The sequence below is a fragment of the Roseovarius roseus genome, from assembly GCF_043355935.2.
In the GTDB taxonomy this organism is placed as follows: Bacteria; Pseudomonadota; Alphaproteobacteria; order Rhodobacterales; family Rhodobacteraceae; genus Roseovarius; species Roseovarius roseus.
Genome location: NZ_JBHFPE020000009.1, coordinates 89,059 through 104,659, shown reverse-complemented (window position 1 = coordinate 104,659; position 15,601 = coordinate 89,059). Strand labels below are relative to the sequence as shown.

The following is a 15,601-nucleotide window of genomic DNA, read 5'->3' as shown; positions in this document are numbered from 1 at the left end:
GGATTCTGAATTTCAGCGGAGGCTCTGCCCATGTCCATTCCCCAATCCGGCGGCGGGCCGATCGAGAACCACAGCCAGTTGGCCGAATATCTCGAGGCTGGAAACAAGCCCAAGGAAGACTGGCGCATCGGCACCGAGCACGAGAAGTTCGGCTATTGCAAGGATACGCATCAGCCCATCCCTTATAACGGTGAGCGCAGCGTTTCGGCCGTGCTGGAAGGGCTGCGCGACGCGCATGGATGGGCGCCCGTCACCGAGGATGGCAACCTGATCGGGCTGGAAAAGGACGGCGCGAACGTGTCGCTCGAGCCGGGCGGACAGCTTGAGCTTTCAGGCGCCCCGTTGGAAACGATCCACGGCACCTGCGACGAGGTGAACAGCCATCTGCGCGAGGTCAAGGATGTGGCCGACCGCGTCGGCGTCGGCTTCATCGGCCTTGGGGCCGCGCCGGAATGGAGGCATGAGGACATGCCGCTCATGCCCAAGGGTCGCTACAAGCTGATGGACAGCTACATGCAGAAGGTCGGCACGATGGGCCGGGTCATGATGCGCCGTACCTGCACCGTGCAGGTCAATCTGGATTTTTCCTCCGAAGCAGACATGGTCAAGAAATTCCGCGTGGCGCTGGCATTGCAGCCGGTCGCAACCGCGCTTTTCGCCAACTCGCCCTTCTTCGAGGGTAAGCCGAACGGTCACAAATCGTGGCGCAGCCGCGTCTGGCGTGATCTGGACCCCGACCGCACCGGCATGCTGCCCTTCGTCTTCGAGGACGGAATGGGGTTCGAGCGTTACGTGGACTACGCGCTCGATGTGCCGATGTATTTCGTCTACCGCGACTGCAAGTATGTGGACGCGCTGGGCCAGTCCTTCCGGGACTTCCTGCGCGGCGAATTGCCGGCCCTGCCGGGAGAAAAGCCGACCTTGTCCGACTGGGCCGATCATCTGACCACAATCTTCCCCGAGGCCCGAATCAAGAAATTCATGGAGATGCGCGGCGCCGATGGCGGCCCGTGGCGGCGCCTTTGCGCCCTGCCCGCCTTCTGGACAGGCATCATGTATGACGCCTCCAGCCTTGATGCCGCGTGGGATCTGGCCCGCGGCTGGACCGCCGAGCAGCGCGAGGCGCTGCGTGTCGCGGCCAGCGTCGATGGCCTGCAGGCGAAAGTGGACGGAATCGACATGCACGACCTCGCCCAGAAGGTGCTGAATATCTCCGAGGCCGGGCTGAAGGCCCGCGCGCGCCCCGGCGCCGAGGGGCTCATCCCGGACGAGACGCATTTCCTCAACGCCTTGCGCGAAAGCATCCAGTCGGGCCAGACCCCGGCGGACGAGTTGCTGGCGCGCTATCATGGCGAATGGAACGGCGATCTCAGCCGGATCTACGGCGAATATTCCTACTGATCCGCCTCAGATCGTGATGAACTCGCCCCGGTGATAGCCGAGGGCGGGGCCATCGCTGATGGCCGTTTCCAGAACCTCACCAATCAGGATCACATGATCACCCGCCTCCACCAGCTTGTGCTGCGCACAGATCAATGTGGCAAGCGAGCCATTCATAAGCGGCATGTCATGTGTTCCGGCATACCAATCAGCTTTTGCAAATTTGTCATCGCGGTGCGAGGCAAAGAGCTTACCCGTCTCCTTCTGCGCCCCCCCGAGAATATTGACCGCAAAATGCGGCGCCGCACGAAAGGCGGGGCCGCTATGCGCATTGTTCCCGATGCAGACCAGCACCAGGGGCGGATCAAGCGACACCGAGCTGAAGGAATTGGCCGTAAAGCCGCGTGGCGTCCCATCGGCCTCGCGGGTGGTCAGCACTGTCACGCCGGTGGCAAACCGGCCAAAGGCAGCTCGCAGCGCGCGGGTATCTGTAACGGTCATGAACGCTCCGGCAAATGTCGGTGAATTAGATAGGGCGCGCGCCGCATTTGGCACGCGCCCCTTCTATAGGCAGCTTTCCGGCGATGCACCCCCTTGCGGTGCGCCGCGCGCCGGGCGCGGCTCAGTCGCTGCCGCGCACGGCAATCTGCGCATCCGCAGCGGGTGCAAACCGACGCTGCACGAAATAAAGCAGCACGGTCAGCCCGATGCCGATCAGATCCGTAATCAGTCCGCCAGCAATCATGCAGAGCGCAGCCAGAACCAGCCCCGCGCGCATGAACCACGCCACGCGCCCACCCGCGAACCAGCCCTGCACGCCCGAGGACAAAAGGAACACGCCGAAGATGGCCGTCGCGCCCGCGCGGATCACCTCGACCCATGAGCCGTCCATCAGGATCGCGCCATTGTAGAAGAACATGAAGGGCACGATGAAGGCTGAGATACCGATCTTGAACGAGGCGACCGAGGTCTCCATCGGGTTCGCGCCCGATATGCCCGCCGCTGCATAACTGGCCAGCGCCACCGGGGGCGTGATGGCCGATACGACCGCGAAGTAGAAGACGAAGAAATGCGCCGTCAGCTGCGGGATGCCCAGCTGCACAAGGCCCGGCGCCACCACCGACGCCGCCACCGCATAGGCCGCCGTGGTCGGCATGCCCATGCCCAGAAGGATCGAGATGCACATCGCAAAGAAGAGCGCGATGAACTGGCTGGTGTCTGCAAGGCCCAGAAGAACCGACGAAAACCGCGCGCCCACGCCCGTCAGGCTGATCACGCCCACGATGATGCCCGCACAGGCGCAGACCGCGATGATCTGGATCGACATGATGCCGGCCAGCTCGAACGCCTTGACGATGCTGCGCAGCCCCATGCGGTAGGGCGTCAGCCACGAGACGACCGCCGCCGCCGCCGTCGCCAGGGTGCCCGCCCGGATCACCGAATAGCCCATGAAAAGCGCATAGATCAGGATGATGATCGGCAGGAACAGAAAGATGCGCCGCACCATGTCGCGGACCTTCGGCAACTCGTCCTCGCGCATGCCGCGCATGCCCAGCTTGGCCGCCTCGAAATCGACCATGAAGTAGATCGACACGAAATAGAGGATCGCCGGGATGATCGCCGCGATGGCGATGTCGGTATAGGGAATGCCCGTGATCTCGGCCATGATGAAGGCGCCCGCGCCCATGATAGGGGGCATGATCTGCCCGCCGGTGGAGGCCGCAGCCTCGACCGCGCCCGCCGTTTTCTTGTGATAGCCGACCTTCTTCATCAGCGGGATGGTGAGCGAGCCTGTGGCCACCACATTGCCCGCCGAGGTGCCGTTGATCATGCCCATGAGGCCGGAGGCGAAGATCGCCACCTTGGCCGGGCCACCGCGTGCGCGGCCTGCGGCTGCAAAGGCGAAGTTGACGAAATAGTCGCCCACTTTCGAGGCCTGAAGGAAGGCCGCGAAGATGATGAAGAGGATGATGTAGGTCGAGGAGACAGCCGTCGTTGGCCCGAGGATGCCCGCATCGGTGTAAACCTGGCTGAAGAAACGCGTCCACTGGATATTCGGCGCGTTCAGAAAGCCGGGCAGCAGATCACCCACGAAGACATAGACGAGGAAAATGCCCGCGATCACGATCAGCGCAAGCCCGGCCACGCGCCGCGTCATCTCCATGATGAGCGCGGTTCCGGCGACGGCAGCGAGGCTGATGCCGATCGGCGCGAAGGGCGTGCCCGTCGAGTTGCGCATGAGCGTGCCATACATCGTGATGAGATAGACGGCGACGGAAATGGCGCAGAGCGACAGGAGCAGGTCGGCGATGGCGATCTGCCCGCGCTCCCGGCCCCGGACCCAGCCGATGACGATGCCCGCGGCGGTCGCCACGACCAGAGGCAGGCCATAGTGATAGATCTCGAGCGTCTTGAATTCCGGGCTCATGCCGTTCCACTGAACGCCGCTGGCAATCTGGTTGGCAATGTCGAACGCAATGTAGATGGAGTAGAGCGCCGGCAGGATCGCGGCCAGCGCCAGCAGGTCCAGAGGATGCCGCGTGCTGCCGCCTTGGCCTTCGTCCAGAAACCCGCGCGCGGAATAGAGCGTGAAGCCGAGGATCAGGGCACCCGCGACATGGACGATGCGGAAATTCCATGTCTCCATCGGGAAGGTCGGAAGAAACGGGAGGCTGATCCCGGTCCAGGCCTCGATCGACATGCCGTTGAGCGCGGCCACGTGGAAAAACGCATAAATCGCCGACAAGGCCGCCACCAACAGATAGCCGCGCCCGCCAAAGAGGCGACGATTGGCCTCGACCGGCTCGTCATCGACACCCTCGACCACGATCGGGCCTTGCGGGTCGATCTCTTCGGCATCGCTTTTCAATTGGTCCGACATGCAAAACCCCCTCCCCGGAGCGTCGCCGCAGGGTTTGCGGCGCCCAAGTGTAGCATGCCGCCCCCTTCTTTGGGGGCGGCATGCCTGTCAGTGCGGATGGATCAGTTGCCGTAGATCATGTCGGCGGGGATGTCGGCGCCCGCATTCTCGATGAACCATTCGGCGGCGCCGGGATGCCACTTCAGCACTTTGTTCTTGTCCCAGTTCTCGGGCAGGGTCGAACCTGCGGCCTTGTGGATGCCGACCATGCGCTCGTTATCCGACATGACGACATCGACGGCCGCCTTGACGAAGGACGCGGGCAGATCGCAATTCGCGATCGAGAAGTTCCACATCGAGACCGAGCGCGCATCCTCTTCAAGCGTGCTGTAGGTGCTCGCCTTGATCGAGAAATCCGACACCGGGAAGGCTTCGATCAGCTGGGCCTGCTCTTCTTCGGTGAACTCGATGATATTCACGTCGGTCTGCACTTCGAGCTGGCTGACGGCGGGCACGGGCACACCGGCGGCAAAGGCGATGACGTCCAGAAGACCGTCCTGAAGCTGACCGCCCAGATCGGCCCAGCCACCGTTGCGGCGCTCGTAATTCACGCCCAAGGTGTCCATCATGCGCGGGAAATATGTGTCCGAGGTCGAGCCGGCGGGGCCGAAGCCGATCTTGGCGCCATCGGGGATCTCACTGACCGAGGTGATGCCCGAGGAGGCCAGCGCCGTCACCGAGAAGGGCGTCTGATACATCGGGAACATCGCGCAGGCCTGCGTCATCTCGAGGCCGGGTGCGATGGGGTTCGTGCCGGCCAGCGATTCCGCCGCCGGGCCCATCGTGGTCATTCCAAACGCGGCCTCGCCGGTGTGGACCAGCGCCATGTTCTGCATCGGCCCGCCGGTGACTTCGCCGCCGCCGGTCAGACCCAGCTCTTCGGCCACCAGATTCGCCCAGCCCGAGCCATAGGCGAAATACGTGCCACCCTGGCTGGCGGTGCCGACGGTAAAGCTGCTGGGCCAATCGGACTTGTCGACATCCTGCGCGAAGGCCGTGCCGGCGGCCATAATGATCGTGGTGGATGCAAGAATTGCGGTGAGTTTCATGTCTCTCTCCCTTAGGTCCATGAGATATGCGCGGCCCCCTCCCGGTGCCGCGACCATGCGCGACTAGATCGGAGCGCAGAGGCGCGCAGCAAGCGAAATAGGAGGGGTCAGGGCGGCAGCATAGCAGAAATCGGCGCGCGATGGGTCGAAAAGGGGGCATTGGCACCACATCGCGTGTCGATTGGCACACATTTCGGCGCCCTGCAAATGGCGCTCAGGCGAATTCGCCCCGGTCTAGTCCATGCTTCTGCATTTTCTCGTAGAGCGCCTTGCGGCTGATCCCCAGCGCCTCGTAGGTCGGTTTCAGCGCGCCGTTATGGGCCGCCAGCGCCGCGGCAATCAGCGCACGCTCATGCGCCGCGACCTGGGCGGACAGCGGCCCGGCGGGCGGCGCGGGCTCGGCAGGCGCCGCCTCGGCAGGCAGGCCCAGAACCATACGGTCGGCCACATTGCGCAGCTCGCGCACATTGCCGGACCAGTCGCGCGCGGCGGCCTCGGCCAGAGCGGCCGGGTCCACATCAGGCGCGGGCCGTTTGTAGCGCGCCGCCGCCTCCTGGACGAGATGGAGCAGCAGCAGCGGAATGTCCGAGCGCCTCTCGGACAAAGGCGGCGCGCGGAGGGTCACGACATTGAGACGATAAAGCAGATCGCTGCGAAAACGCCCCTCCTCCACCGCATCCTCCAGCCGATCCTTGGACGCCGCGACAAAGCGCACATCCAGATCGACCGGATCGTTCGACCCGAGCGGCGTGATCTGGCGGCTCTGGATCGCCTGCAGAAACTTGGCCTGAACGCCAGTATCGAGGCTGTCGATCTCATCGAGAAAGACGGTGCCGCCGCGCCCATGCTCCAGCTTGCCGTAGCGCGTGCGATGCGCGCCCGCAAAGGCGCCTGCGACGTGGCCAAAAAGCTCGATCTCGACCAGATCACGGGGCAGCGCGGCGCAGTTGATATGCACGAAGGGCTTGCCCTGCCGGGCCGAGGCGCGGTGAAGCGCGCGCGCAATCACCTCCTTGCCAGTGCCGGTCTCGCCCGTGATCAGCACATCCGCCTCGGTCGCCGCGACGGCGCGCACCTGCTCGCGCAGGCGCACCATCACGTCCGAGCGCCCGATCAGCCGGGCCTCGATTACGTCGCGCCCGCCAACCTGATTGCGCAAGCTGCGGTTCTCCAGCGTCAGACGCCGCTTTTCCAGCGCGCGGCGCACGACCTGCACCAGATGCGCCGGATCATAGGGCTTTTCGAGAAAATCATAGGCGCCGTCCCGCATCGCCTGAACGGCCAGCTCCACATCGCCATTGCCCGTCACGATAATGACCGGCAGCGCTGGGTCAATCTCCAGCGCGCGGCGCATCAGAGTCATGCCGTCCATGCCGGGCATGCGGATATCGGTAATCAGAACGCCCGGAAAGTCGCGCGCCAGTCGCGCCAGCGCCAGCTCGGCCTCGCCTACCGCCGAGGCGCTCAGACCCGCCAGCTTGAGCGTCTGGGCCGCGGAAAACCGCAGTTCTTCCTCGTCATCGACGAACAGCACCTCGTCGGTCATTCGGCTGCCTCCTGCACGGGCGCGTCCGCCGCGACCAGATCAATGCCGAAAATCGCGCCGCCCTCGGGGTGGCTCTCGCCCCAGAGCGTGCCGCCAAAGTCCCGCACGATATTGTAGGAAATACTCAGGCCCAGCCCCAGGCCCTGCCCCATCGGCTTGGTGGTGAAGAACGGGTCGAACATCTGCTCGGCCGCGCCTTCGGGCAGGCCGGGCCCATCATCGCGCACCGTCACCCTCCAGCCACCGCGATGCCGCGCAACGGCGATGCGCAGCAACCCGCTGCCTGGCATCGCATCGACGGCGTTCGAGATGAGATTAACCAGCACCTGCTGCAGTCGCACATGCCCGCCGATCACCCATGGCGCGCCCTCGGCTGGCGCGTAATCCAGCGTCACGCCGCTGGCCTTCAGCTTGGGCGCGCTGACGGCAAGCGCGTCATCGATCACAAGGTTCAGCGGCACCGGGCCGATCGCCTCGCCGGGGCGGCGCGCGAAATTGCGCAGGTGGCGCGATATGGCCGCCATCCGATCAGCCATGCGGCTGATGCGCCCAATATTGTCACGCACCTCGCCCGTTTCGCCACGGTCGAGGAAGGTCTGCGCGTTCTCGGCATAGGCCTTGACCGCCTGCAGGGGCTGGTTGAACTCGTGGCTCAGTGCCGCCGACATCTGGCCCAGCGCCGACAACTTGCCCGCCTGCACCAGCCCGGCCTGCGTGCGGCGCAGCTTCTCCTCGGTGCGGCGGCGCTCTTCGACCTCGTGTCGCAGCGCCGAGGTGCGCTGTTCCACGCGCTGCTCCAGCATCTTGTGCACCTGCACCCGCTGCGCGGCGCGGTGGCGCAGGTAGGCGACGATGCAGATCGCGAGGATGACCAGCAGCGCGATGGCCGCAAAGATCATCCCCGCCTGAAGGCGCGCAGGCGCGGCACGGCGCAGCGACGTGACGGTCCAACCCGCGCTGGTCAGCGCATCGCCGGAGGACGCGATGTATTCCGTCCCGTCGATCACCGCCAGATCGACCCCCTTTTCCGAGCGCGCCCCGATATCGAGAAGGGCCAGCCGATCCGCCGGATATTGCTGATTGGCCCGGATCACGCTGAGCGCGCGGGGCGTCAGCGGCACGCTGGCCCGCAGGCGCCAGTCAGGGCGGCTGGCCATGAAGATGATGCCGGCCGGGTCGGTCACCACGACGTCGGACGATGCCGCCCGCCAGCCGTCCTCGAACGCCTCGACCGTGAATTTGACCGCCACGACACCCAGAATATATGGCCCGTCCCGCACCGGCGCGGCAAAGAAATACCCCCGCTCGCCCGATGTGATCCCGAACGCGAAATATCGCCCCAGCCCACCCGCCGCCGCCTGGGTGAAATAGGGGCGAAAGCTAAAATTGCGCCCTACAAACGACCGCTCCTTGCGATAAGAGCTGGCGGCCAGCGTCAGCCCCTCCATGTCCATCAGGTAGACATCCGAGGCGGTGACGGAAATCGCAGTGTTCAAGAGGATATCGTTGACCATCTCGACCGTGCCGGGATCATCCGGATTGCGCAAAAGCTCGGCCAGCTCGGGCCGCGCGGCAATCAGGTGCGGCAAGGGCGCGTAACGGTCCAGCGCGGCGCGCAGGCCGTCACTGACCAGTTGCAGCGTCACGCGGTTTTGCGCGGCGGCATCCTGCAGGAAATACCGCTCGACCCGCGGCCAGACCAGTGCGGCCAGCACGAGCGCAGCAAGGCCCAGTTGCAGGGCCAGCCGCCATCCCGCCGATATCTGTGACATACGCGCAAACATGGCGCCGAGAGTAGCGCGCGGCGCAGTGCTGCGCCAGATGCCGCAGGCTACCGCGCTGGCGTGCCGCCCGCGCCCACATCCCAGAAAATGCCCGCCATCACCCGCAGCGCATCACGGCTGAGCGATTTCAACACATGCTCGTTTGGGGCATGTTGCGAGCAACCGCGATAGGAATGCGGCACCCAGACGGTGGGCAGCCCGAGGATGTCAGCAAAGCTGTCATTGGGCAGGGACCCGGCAAGGTTGGGCAGCACATGGGGCGGTTTGCCGGCGGTCTGCTCGATCGAGCCGGTGACGAACTGCACCCAGGGGTGTTTCGGGTCCAGCCGCGTCGCAGCGAAGAAGCCGCGATCATGCGGCACGATCTCGATCTGCTGGTAGCCGTGCTTGTCGAGGTGCCGGCGCAGTGCGGGGATGATATCCTCGGGGTCGGTGCCGACGACATAGCGCAGCTGGCAGGTGGCGCGCGCGGAGGCGGAAATGGCGTTGACCGGGGCCTCGGGTACGCCGCTGGTCATGGCGAGGATGGCAAAGCTGTTCCAGCCATAGACACGCTCGGCGGGGGTGAGGCTCTCCTCGCCCCAATCTTCGTTCACCTCGGGGCCTTCGCCGCCGGTGACCGGCAGGCCATCCAGCGCGGCGCGCACGTCGTCGGTCAGGCTGTCGGGGCGCCATTCGGGGATCTGGATCTGCCCGCGCCGGTCGCAGATCGTGGCCAGCGCATGGGCCAGGATCATCGCCGGATCGGCCAGAAGGCCACCCCAGTTGCCCGAATGATGCGCGCCCTCGCGCAGCGTCAGTTTCAGATCGAAAGTCACGCCGCCGCGCGAGCCCATGAAGACGGTCGGCACCTCGGGCTGAAGGCGCGGGCCGTCAGATGCGATCAGCACATCGGCGGTCAGCCGGTCCTTGTGGCTGTGGAAGACCTCGGCCAGGCCGCTCGATCCCACTTCCTCGCTCATCTCCAGCACGATCCGGGTGTTGAAGCCAAGGCTGCCGCGCGCGTCGAGCACCGCCTCCAAAGCCGCGATGTTGATCAGATGCTGGCCCTTGTTGTCCGCCGTGCCGCGCCCGTAAAGGCGGTCGCCCTCCTCGATCAGCTCGAACGGCTCCAGCCCCTCGCGCCACATGCCCTCCTGCGCGCGGATCACGTCACCATGGCCGTAGGTCAGCACCGTGGGCAGATCGTCGCCCTCGCGCCGCTCCCCGATCAGAAGGGGGCCGCCGCGCGGGTCGGGATTATCGATAATCTCGCATTCAAAACCCATCTTTTCCAGCCGGGGCTGCATCGCTTCGGTAAGGTAGCGGCGCAGCTCGGGGCCGGTACCCTCCTTCTGGCTTTCGGTGCGGTAGGTGACCAGATCGGCCAGCTCGGATTTGAAAGTGCCCTTGTCGAAATAGGCGGTGACGGTGTCGATTGCTGTCTCGCGGCTCATGGCTCAGTCCTCTGTCTCAAGCGCGGCATCGCCCCAGGGCGACATGATTTCGGTGCATCCGGTATTGGTGTCGCCGTCGCGCATCACCCCGGCGGGGCAGGCAAAGGCGTAGGGAAAGACGGTGCGCGGGGCGGTGACCACTTCATTGCCGTTGCGTAGGCGATCCAGCACCTCGGGTTCATGCGCCTCGTCGGCCACCACCTTGGGCCCGCCTGACACGTCAATGCGCGGATGATGAAACGCCTCTTCGATATCCATGCCGAAATCGGCCACGAAAGACGCCATTTGCGTCATCGCCGAGACAATCTTGCGCCCGCCCGACGCGCCGAAGGCAAAGCGGCGCGCCCCCTGCTCGCCCAGCATGGGGCAGACATTCATCAGGCAGCGCTTGTCCGGTCCCAGCGAGTTGGGCCGGCCCTGCACCGGGTCGAACCACATGATGCCGTTGTTCATCAGGAAACCCGTCGAGGGCGACACGACGCGGCTGCCGAAGATCGACAGAAGCGTCTGCGTCTGGCTGACCATGTTGCCGTCGCGGTCCACCACCGAGAAATGCGTGGTGCAGCCGGGTGCATCGGGGCTCTCCCCGGTGTCGCCCATCGTGCCCAGCCGCGCGGCATAGGCACCCTGCAGAGCTTCGGCATAAGCGGCGAAGGCCTCGGGCTTGGAGGAAAGGTCACGGGTTTCCAGATCACCCATCGCGTGAGCAAAGGTCGGCCCGGCGGTCAGACCGTCCACCAGATGAAACCGCGCATCGCGGTAGGTCATGCTGAGCGGCGCCTGCATTTGCGCGCGGTAGCTGCGCAGATCGTCATGGCTCAGATATCCGCCCTTGTCCTGCACGTCCTTCGCCAGCGCTACACCCAGATCGCCATCATAAAGCGCGCGCGGGCCGTCCTTGGCGATGATCCCGAGGCTGTCGGCCATGCGGCTTTGATCCAGCCGCTTTTCGGCAAGCGCGGTCCAGCCCGAGATGGTCGGCCACTGCCCGTCCTCGAGGAACATCGCGGCCGCATCCGCATCGCCCGCCAGCGCGCGGGTGGTCGAGGCGATGACCAGCGCGGCATACCAATCGACCAGCATTCCCTGCCGGGCATGGGCAATCGCGGGCGCGAGCAGATCGGGCCAAGGCATCCGGCCATAGTGCTGATGCACCTGCCCCAGCCCGTCGACGACGCCCGGCACGGCAATCGCCTTGGCGCCCTGCACGTTCACATCGCCCGTCACATGTTCCCACGGGAAGAGATCATCGGAAATGCCGCGACCGGACAGGGGGTAATCCTCGATGCGCAGGCCCGATGGCGAGCGCATCCCGTGATTGACGGCCACGGCCTTTTCCTCGCCCGCGCGCCACAGCATCATCGCGCCGCCGCCAGCGGGCCCGCTCATCCACGGCTCCAGCACGCCCACGACAAAGGACGTCGCCACGGCGGCATCAACTGCATCGCCGCCGGCACGCAGCACCTCGGCCCCTGCCTCGGCAGCGAGGCGATGCTGAGACGCGACGACGCCGCCCTTGGTCTCGATTACGGTCTTGGAGGTGCGCGCGGTGCGCGACAGGGACGAGGCCATGAGAGCGTTCCTCAGCGGTTAAACGGTGAAATCGGGGCGATACATCTTGCTGTCCGGGTCATGCAGGTGGCATTCGACCAAGCCACCATCCCGCTTTACGGGGTGCGGCGCGACCGCCTTGCAGTGATCCTCGGCAAAGGGGCAGCGCGGATGGAAGTGGCAGCCGGACGGCGGCGCAATCGGGTTGGGATAGGCCGCCCCCAGCTGCGTGTCCGGCACGCCAAGGCCCGGATCGGGCGTCAGCACCGAATTGAGCAGAGCGCGCGCATAGGGATGGCGCGGCGCCTCAAACAGCCCCCCCACCGGCGCCTCCTCGACAATGCGGCCGAGGTACATGACCGCGACGCGGGTGGCGAGATGCTCGACCACTGCCAGATCGTGGCTGATGAAAAGGTAGGTCAGACCGAACTCTTCGCGCAGATCGTTCAGAAGGTTCAGGATCTGGCTTTGCACCGACACGTCCAGCGCCGATGTCGGCTCGTCGCAGATGACGATCTCGGGGCGCATGATGAGCGCGCGCGCGATGGCGACGCGCTGGCGCTGGCCGCCGGACATCTGGCTGGGATAGGTGTTCAGCACGCGCGCCGGAAGGCCGACCAGATCCAGCGTCTCGCGCACCGATTTCTCACGGCTGGCGGCGTCGCCGATGCCATGCACGCGCAGTGGAAGCGAGACGATATCGGCAATCGTCTTGCGCGGGTTCAGGGACGAATAGGGATCCTGAAAGATCGGTTGGATACGCCGCGCCAGCGCAAGGCGGTCCTGCCCGCCGATCTCCTCGCCATCGACCAGAACCTTGCCCGAGGTCGGCATTTCCAGCCCCAAAAGGATCTTGGCCAGCGTGCTCTTGCCGCAGCCGGACTCGCCCACCAGCCCCAGAACCTCGCCCCGGCCCAGCGTCAGCGACACATCATTGACAGCGGTCAAAGGCTTGGCCTTGCCGAACAGACCCTGCTTGACGCGGTAGGTCTTGGCGACGTTTTTCAGCTCCAATACGGGCGCGCTCATGCGGGCTCTCCTTCGGCGGCACGGGCGCCATCGGGATGCACGCACAGGAATTCATGGGACGCATCCCCCCGCTCGGGGATCGCGTCGCGGCAGCTATCGACGGCATGTGGGCAGCGGGTGCGGAACGCGCAGCCCTGAACATCACCCACCAGCGACGGAACGATTCCGGGTATCGTGCCGAGCGGACTGCCGCGCTCGGTCTTGCCGGGCTGCGGGATGCAGTGCAGCAATCCGCGCGTGTAGGGATGCAGCGGCGTGCCGAAGACCTCGGCGGCCGGGCCGGTCTCGACCAGCTCGCCTGCATACATGACGCCGACCTTGTCCGCGACGCGGGCCACGACGCCCAGATCATGCGTGATGAGGATCATCGCGACATTCATCTCCTTGGTCAGATCGACCAGAAGCCGCAGGATCTGGGCCTGAATGGTGACGTCGAGCGCCGTCGTCGGCTCGTCCGCGATGATCAGTTCCGGCTCGCACATCAGCGCCATCGCGATCACCACGCGCTGACGCAGACCGCCCGACAGCTGATGGGGATACTGTCCAAGACGGCTGGCCGCCGCCGTAATGCCCACCTTCTCCAGAAGCTCGACCGCCCGCTTGCGCGCGGTGTCGCGGCTGACGGAGCGGTGCAGTTGCAGCGCCTCGATCAGCTGGTCGCCGATCGTGTAGGCGGGATTGAGCGATGTCATCGGCTCCTGAAAGATCATCGCGATCCGGTCGCCGCGCAGCGCGCGCATCTGGCGGCGGCTGGCGGTCGTCAGTTCAGTCCCGTCGAAATCCATCCGCTCGGCCGAGCGGCGGATATTCTTGTCGAGAAGGCCCATGATCGCCAGCGAGGTCAGGGATTTACCCGATCCGCTCTCGCCCACGATGCACAATGTCTCGCCCCGGTGCAGGTCAAAGTCGATCCCGCGTACGGCATGCAGCATTCCGCTGGCCAGAGGGATATCCAGTGTGAGCCCCCGCACCGAAAGGAGGGGTTTGGCGTTTGCGTCGCTCATCAAATCAGCTCCGGTTTTCGGGTGCGGTGACGTCGCGCAGACCGTCGCCCATGAGATTGATCGCCAGCACCAGCACAAAGAGGACAACGCCCGGGATCAGCACCAGCCACGGCTCGAACAGCATCATGTTCTTGCCCTCGCTGACCATCAGGCCCCAGCTGGGCGTGGGCGGCTGAACGCCGAGCCCGAGAAACGACAGCGCTGCCTCCAGCAGGATCGCGTGGGCCATTTCCAGCGTCACGATCACGATCAGGTTGTTGACGATGTTCGGCATGATCTCCGAGAGGATCACGCGCGGCGTCGAGGCGCCGATGGCCTGTGCGGCGGCGACATATTCACGCCGGCGCACCTGAAGCGTCGAGGCGCGCATGACCACGGCAAAGCGGTCCCAGAGCAAAAGGCCCAGAACGCCGATCACCACCTGAAGCGAGCCACCAAGGATCGCGACCACGGCAAGCGCCACCAGCACGACCGGCATGGCAAGGCGCACATTGATCAGGAACGTCACGACCGCATCGACCTTGCCGCCGAAATACCCGGCAGCGACGCCCATCGCGGTGCCGATCACGCCGGAAATCAACGCGGCGACCGCGCCGATCAGCAGCGAGACGCGCGCGCCGTAGATCAGACGCGACAGGTAATCGCGGCCGAGATGGTCAGTGCCCAGCGGATGCTCCCATGTGCCGCCCATGAAGACCGGCTTGACCATGCGCTGCGTCAGATCCTGCAAATAAGGGTCATGCGGCGCCAGCACCGGAGCAAGGATCGCGACGATCACCAGAAGCAGCACGACGCCAAGGCCGAAGATGAGGCCGGTATGGCCGACTACCCGCTTGCGCAGGATCTGGCGGGGCGTCGGCCCCTGGATCTCCTCCAGCAGGGGATCGGTCGTGCGATTGATCGTTGTCTTGTTCATCGCCATCTCAGGAGCTCCTCATGCGGGGGTCGAGCCATGCGTTCAGCACGTCAGCGAGGAAAGTGAAGATGATGTAGAACATCGAGAAGATGAGGATGAGCGCCTGTACGGTGGGCAGATCGTTGCGCGCAATGCTCTCCCAGGCGAGATAGCCCGCACCATGCAGGGCAAAGACCGACTCGACCACGATCGAGCCGCCCAGCATGAAGCCCATCTGCACGGCGGCAAGGCTGACCACCGGGATGATCGCGTTGCGCAGCGCATGCTTGAAGAGAACGCGGCCCTCGGCGGCACCCTTGGCGCGGGCCGTGCGGATATAGTCCGAATTGAGAACCTCCAGCATGCCCGCGCGCGTCAGGCGCATGATGGCAGGCATGGCGTAATAGCCCAGCACGATGGTCGGCATGATGAAATGCCGCCAGCTATCGGCGCCCGAAGGTGGCAACCAGCCAAGCTGGATACCGAAAAGCACGATCAGGATCAGGCCGAACCAGAAGCTGGGCATCGCCTGCCCGGCCACCGACAGGAACAGCGCGATGCGGTCAATGATGGAATTGGGCCGGATCGCCGCGGCCACGCCCAGCGGCACGGCGGTCAGCAGGGCAAATGTGATGCCGCAGACGCCCAGCGTCATGGTGACCGACAGCCGGTCCCCGATCAGCGAGGCAACCGGGAGTTTGAAATAGTAGCTTTCGCCGAAATCGCCGCGCAGCGCGTTCCAGAGCCATTCGCCATATTGCACCAGCATTGGCCGGTCGAAACCGTAGAGGCGGCGGATCGCTTCGATGTCTTCGCCGCTCGCCGTCTCGCCCGCAAGGGCCGCCGCCGGATCGCCCGACAGAAACAGCAGCGAAAAGCTGATGAAGCTGACCGTGAAGGCCACGAGGAGGGCAAGCCCCAGCCTCTTGAGTATGAATGGCAGCATGGGCCGCTATCTCCTTGCGGATGGGGGCGCAGGACCTAATTGGCAAAAGAAGGCCCGGAGG

General features: G+C 65.1%; 12 protein-coding genes. 1 reads left to right on the top strand and 11 read right to left on the bottom strand.

Annotated elements, in window-relative coordinates; genetic code table 11:
• Nucleotides 1-30: 30 nt before the first annotated feature.
• Nucleotides 31-1,401, top strand: coding sequence for a glutamate--cysteine ligase (locus tag ACEWPL_RS13930; RefSeq protein ID WP_393934498.1), 1,371 nt, complete (start codon nucleotides 31-33; stop codon nucleotides 1,399-1,401).
• 6 nt (nucleotides 1,402-1,407) lie between these two features.
• Here the strand turns inward: ACEWPL_RS13930 and ACEWPL_RS13925 are convergent, their stop codons facing one another.
• The 11 genes from ACEWPL_RS13925 to ACEWPL_RS13875 all read right to left on the bottom strand — a co-directional run bounded on the left by ACEWPL_RS13925 (nucleotide 1,408) and on the right by ACEWPL_RS13875 (nucleotide 15,540).
• On the bottom strand, nucleotides 1,408-1,881 hold the full coding sequence (locus ACEWPL_RS13925; protein ID WP_393934499.1) for a flavin reductase family protein: 474 nt from the start codon (nucleotides 1,879-1,881) through the stop codon (nucleotides 1,408-1,410).
• A 121-nt stretch (nucleotides 1,882-2,002) separates the two neighbouring features.
• The gene (locus ACEWPL_RS13920) at nucleotides 2,003-4,261 is read right to left on the bottom strand and encodes a TRAP transporter permease (protein WP_393934500.1); all 2,259 of its coding nucleotides are present in this window, start codon (nucleotides 4,259-4,261) and stop codon (nucleotides 2,003-2,005) included.
• A 101-nt stretch (nucleotides 4,262-4,362) separates the two neighbouring features.
• Nucleotides 4,363-5,349: a TAXI family TRAP transporter solute-binding subunit gene (locus ACEWPL_RS13915; protein WP_393934501.1), complete on the bottom strand. Its 987-nt coding sequence runs from the start codon at nucleotides 5,347-5,349 to the stop codon at nucleotides 4,363-4,365.
• A gap of 214 nt (nucleotides 5,350-5,563) precedes the next feature.
• Nucleotides 5,564-6,895 carry a sigma-54-dependent transcriptional regulator gene (locus tag ACEWPL_RS13910; protein WP_393934502.1) on the bottom strand — a complete coding sequence of 444 codons (1,332 nt, stop codon included), beginning with the start codon at nucleotides 6,893-6,895 and terminating at the stop codon, nucleotides 5,564-5,566.
• Nucleotides 6,892-8,667 (bottom strand): ATP-binding protein, encoded by a 1,776-nt coding sequence (locus ACEWPL_RS13905; RefSeq protein WP_393934503.1) that lies wholly within the window; start codon nucleotides 8,665-8,667, stop codon nucleotides 6,892-6,894. Before ACEWPL_RS13905 ends, ACEWPL_RS13910 begins: the two co-directional genes overlap by 4 nt.
• Before the next feature lie 59 nt (nucleotides 8,668-8,726).
• Nucleotides 8,727-10,115, bottom strand: a complete 1,389-nt coding sequence (locus ACEWPL_RS13900; RefSeq protein WP_393934504.1) for a M20 family metallopeptidase — start codon at nucleotides 10,113-10,115, stop codon at nucleotides 8,727-8,729.
• 3 nt (nucleotides 10,116-10,118) lie between these two features.
• Nucleotides 10,119-11,687 carry a gamma-glutamyltransferase gene (locus ACEWPL_RS13895; protein ID WP_393934505.1) on the bottom strand — a complete coding sequence of 523 codons (1,569 nt, stop codon included), beginning with the start codon at nucleotides 11,685-11,687 and terminating at the stop codon, nucleotides 10,119-10,121.
• A gap of 18 nt (nucleotides 11,688-11,705) precedes the next feature.
• The gene (locus ACEWPL_RS13890; protein WP_393934506.1) at nucleotides 11,706-12,695 is read right to left on the bottom strand and encodes an ABC transporter ATP-binding protein; all 990 of its coding nucleotides are present in this window, start codon (nucleotides 12,693-12,695) and stop codon (nucleotides 11,706-11,708) included.
• Entirely contained in the window at nucleotides 12,692-13,699 is a 1,008-nt protein-coding gene (locus ACEWPL_RS13885; protein ID WP_393934507.1) for an ABC transporter ATP-binding protein, read from the bottom strand. Before ACEWPL_RS13885 ends, ACEWPL_RS13890 begins: the two co-directional genes overlap by 4 nt.
• Nucleotides 13,700-13,703: 4 nt before the next feature.
• On the bottom strand, nucleotides 13,704-14,600 hold the full coding sequence (locus ACEWPL_RS13880) for an ABC transporter permease (protein ID WP_393934578.1): 897 nt from the start codon (nucleotides 14,598-14,600) through the stop codon (nucleotides 13,704-13,706).
• A gap of 22 nt (nucleotides 14,601-14,622) precedes the next feature.
• Nucleotides 14,623-15,540: an ABC transporter permease gene (locus ACEWPL_RS13875; protein WP_393934508.1), complete on the bottom strand. Its 918-nt coding sequence runs from the start codon at nucleotides 15,538-15,540 to the stop codon at nucleotides 14,623-14,625.
• Nucleotides 15,541-15,601 lie beyond the last annotated feature (61 nt).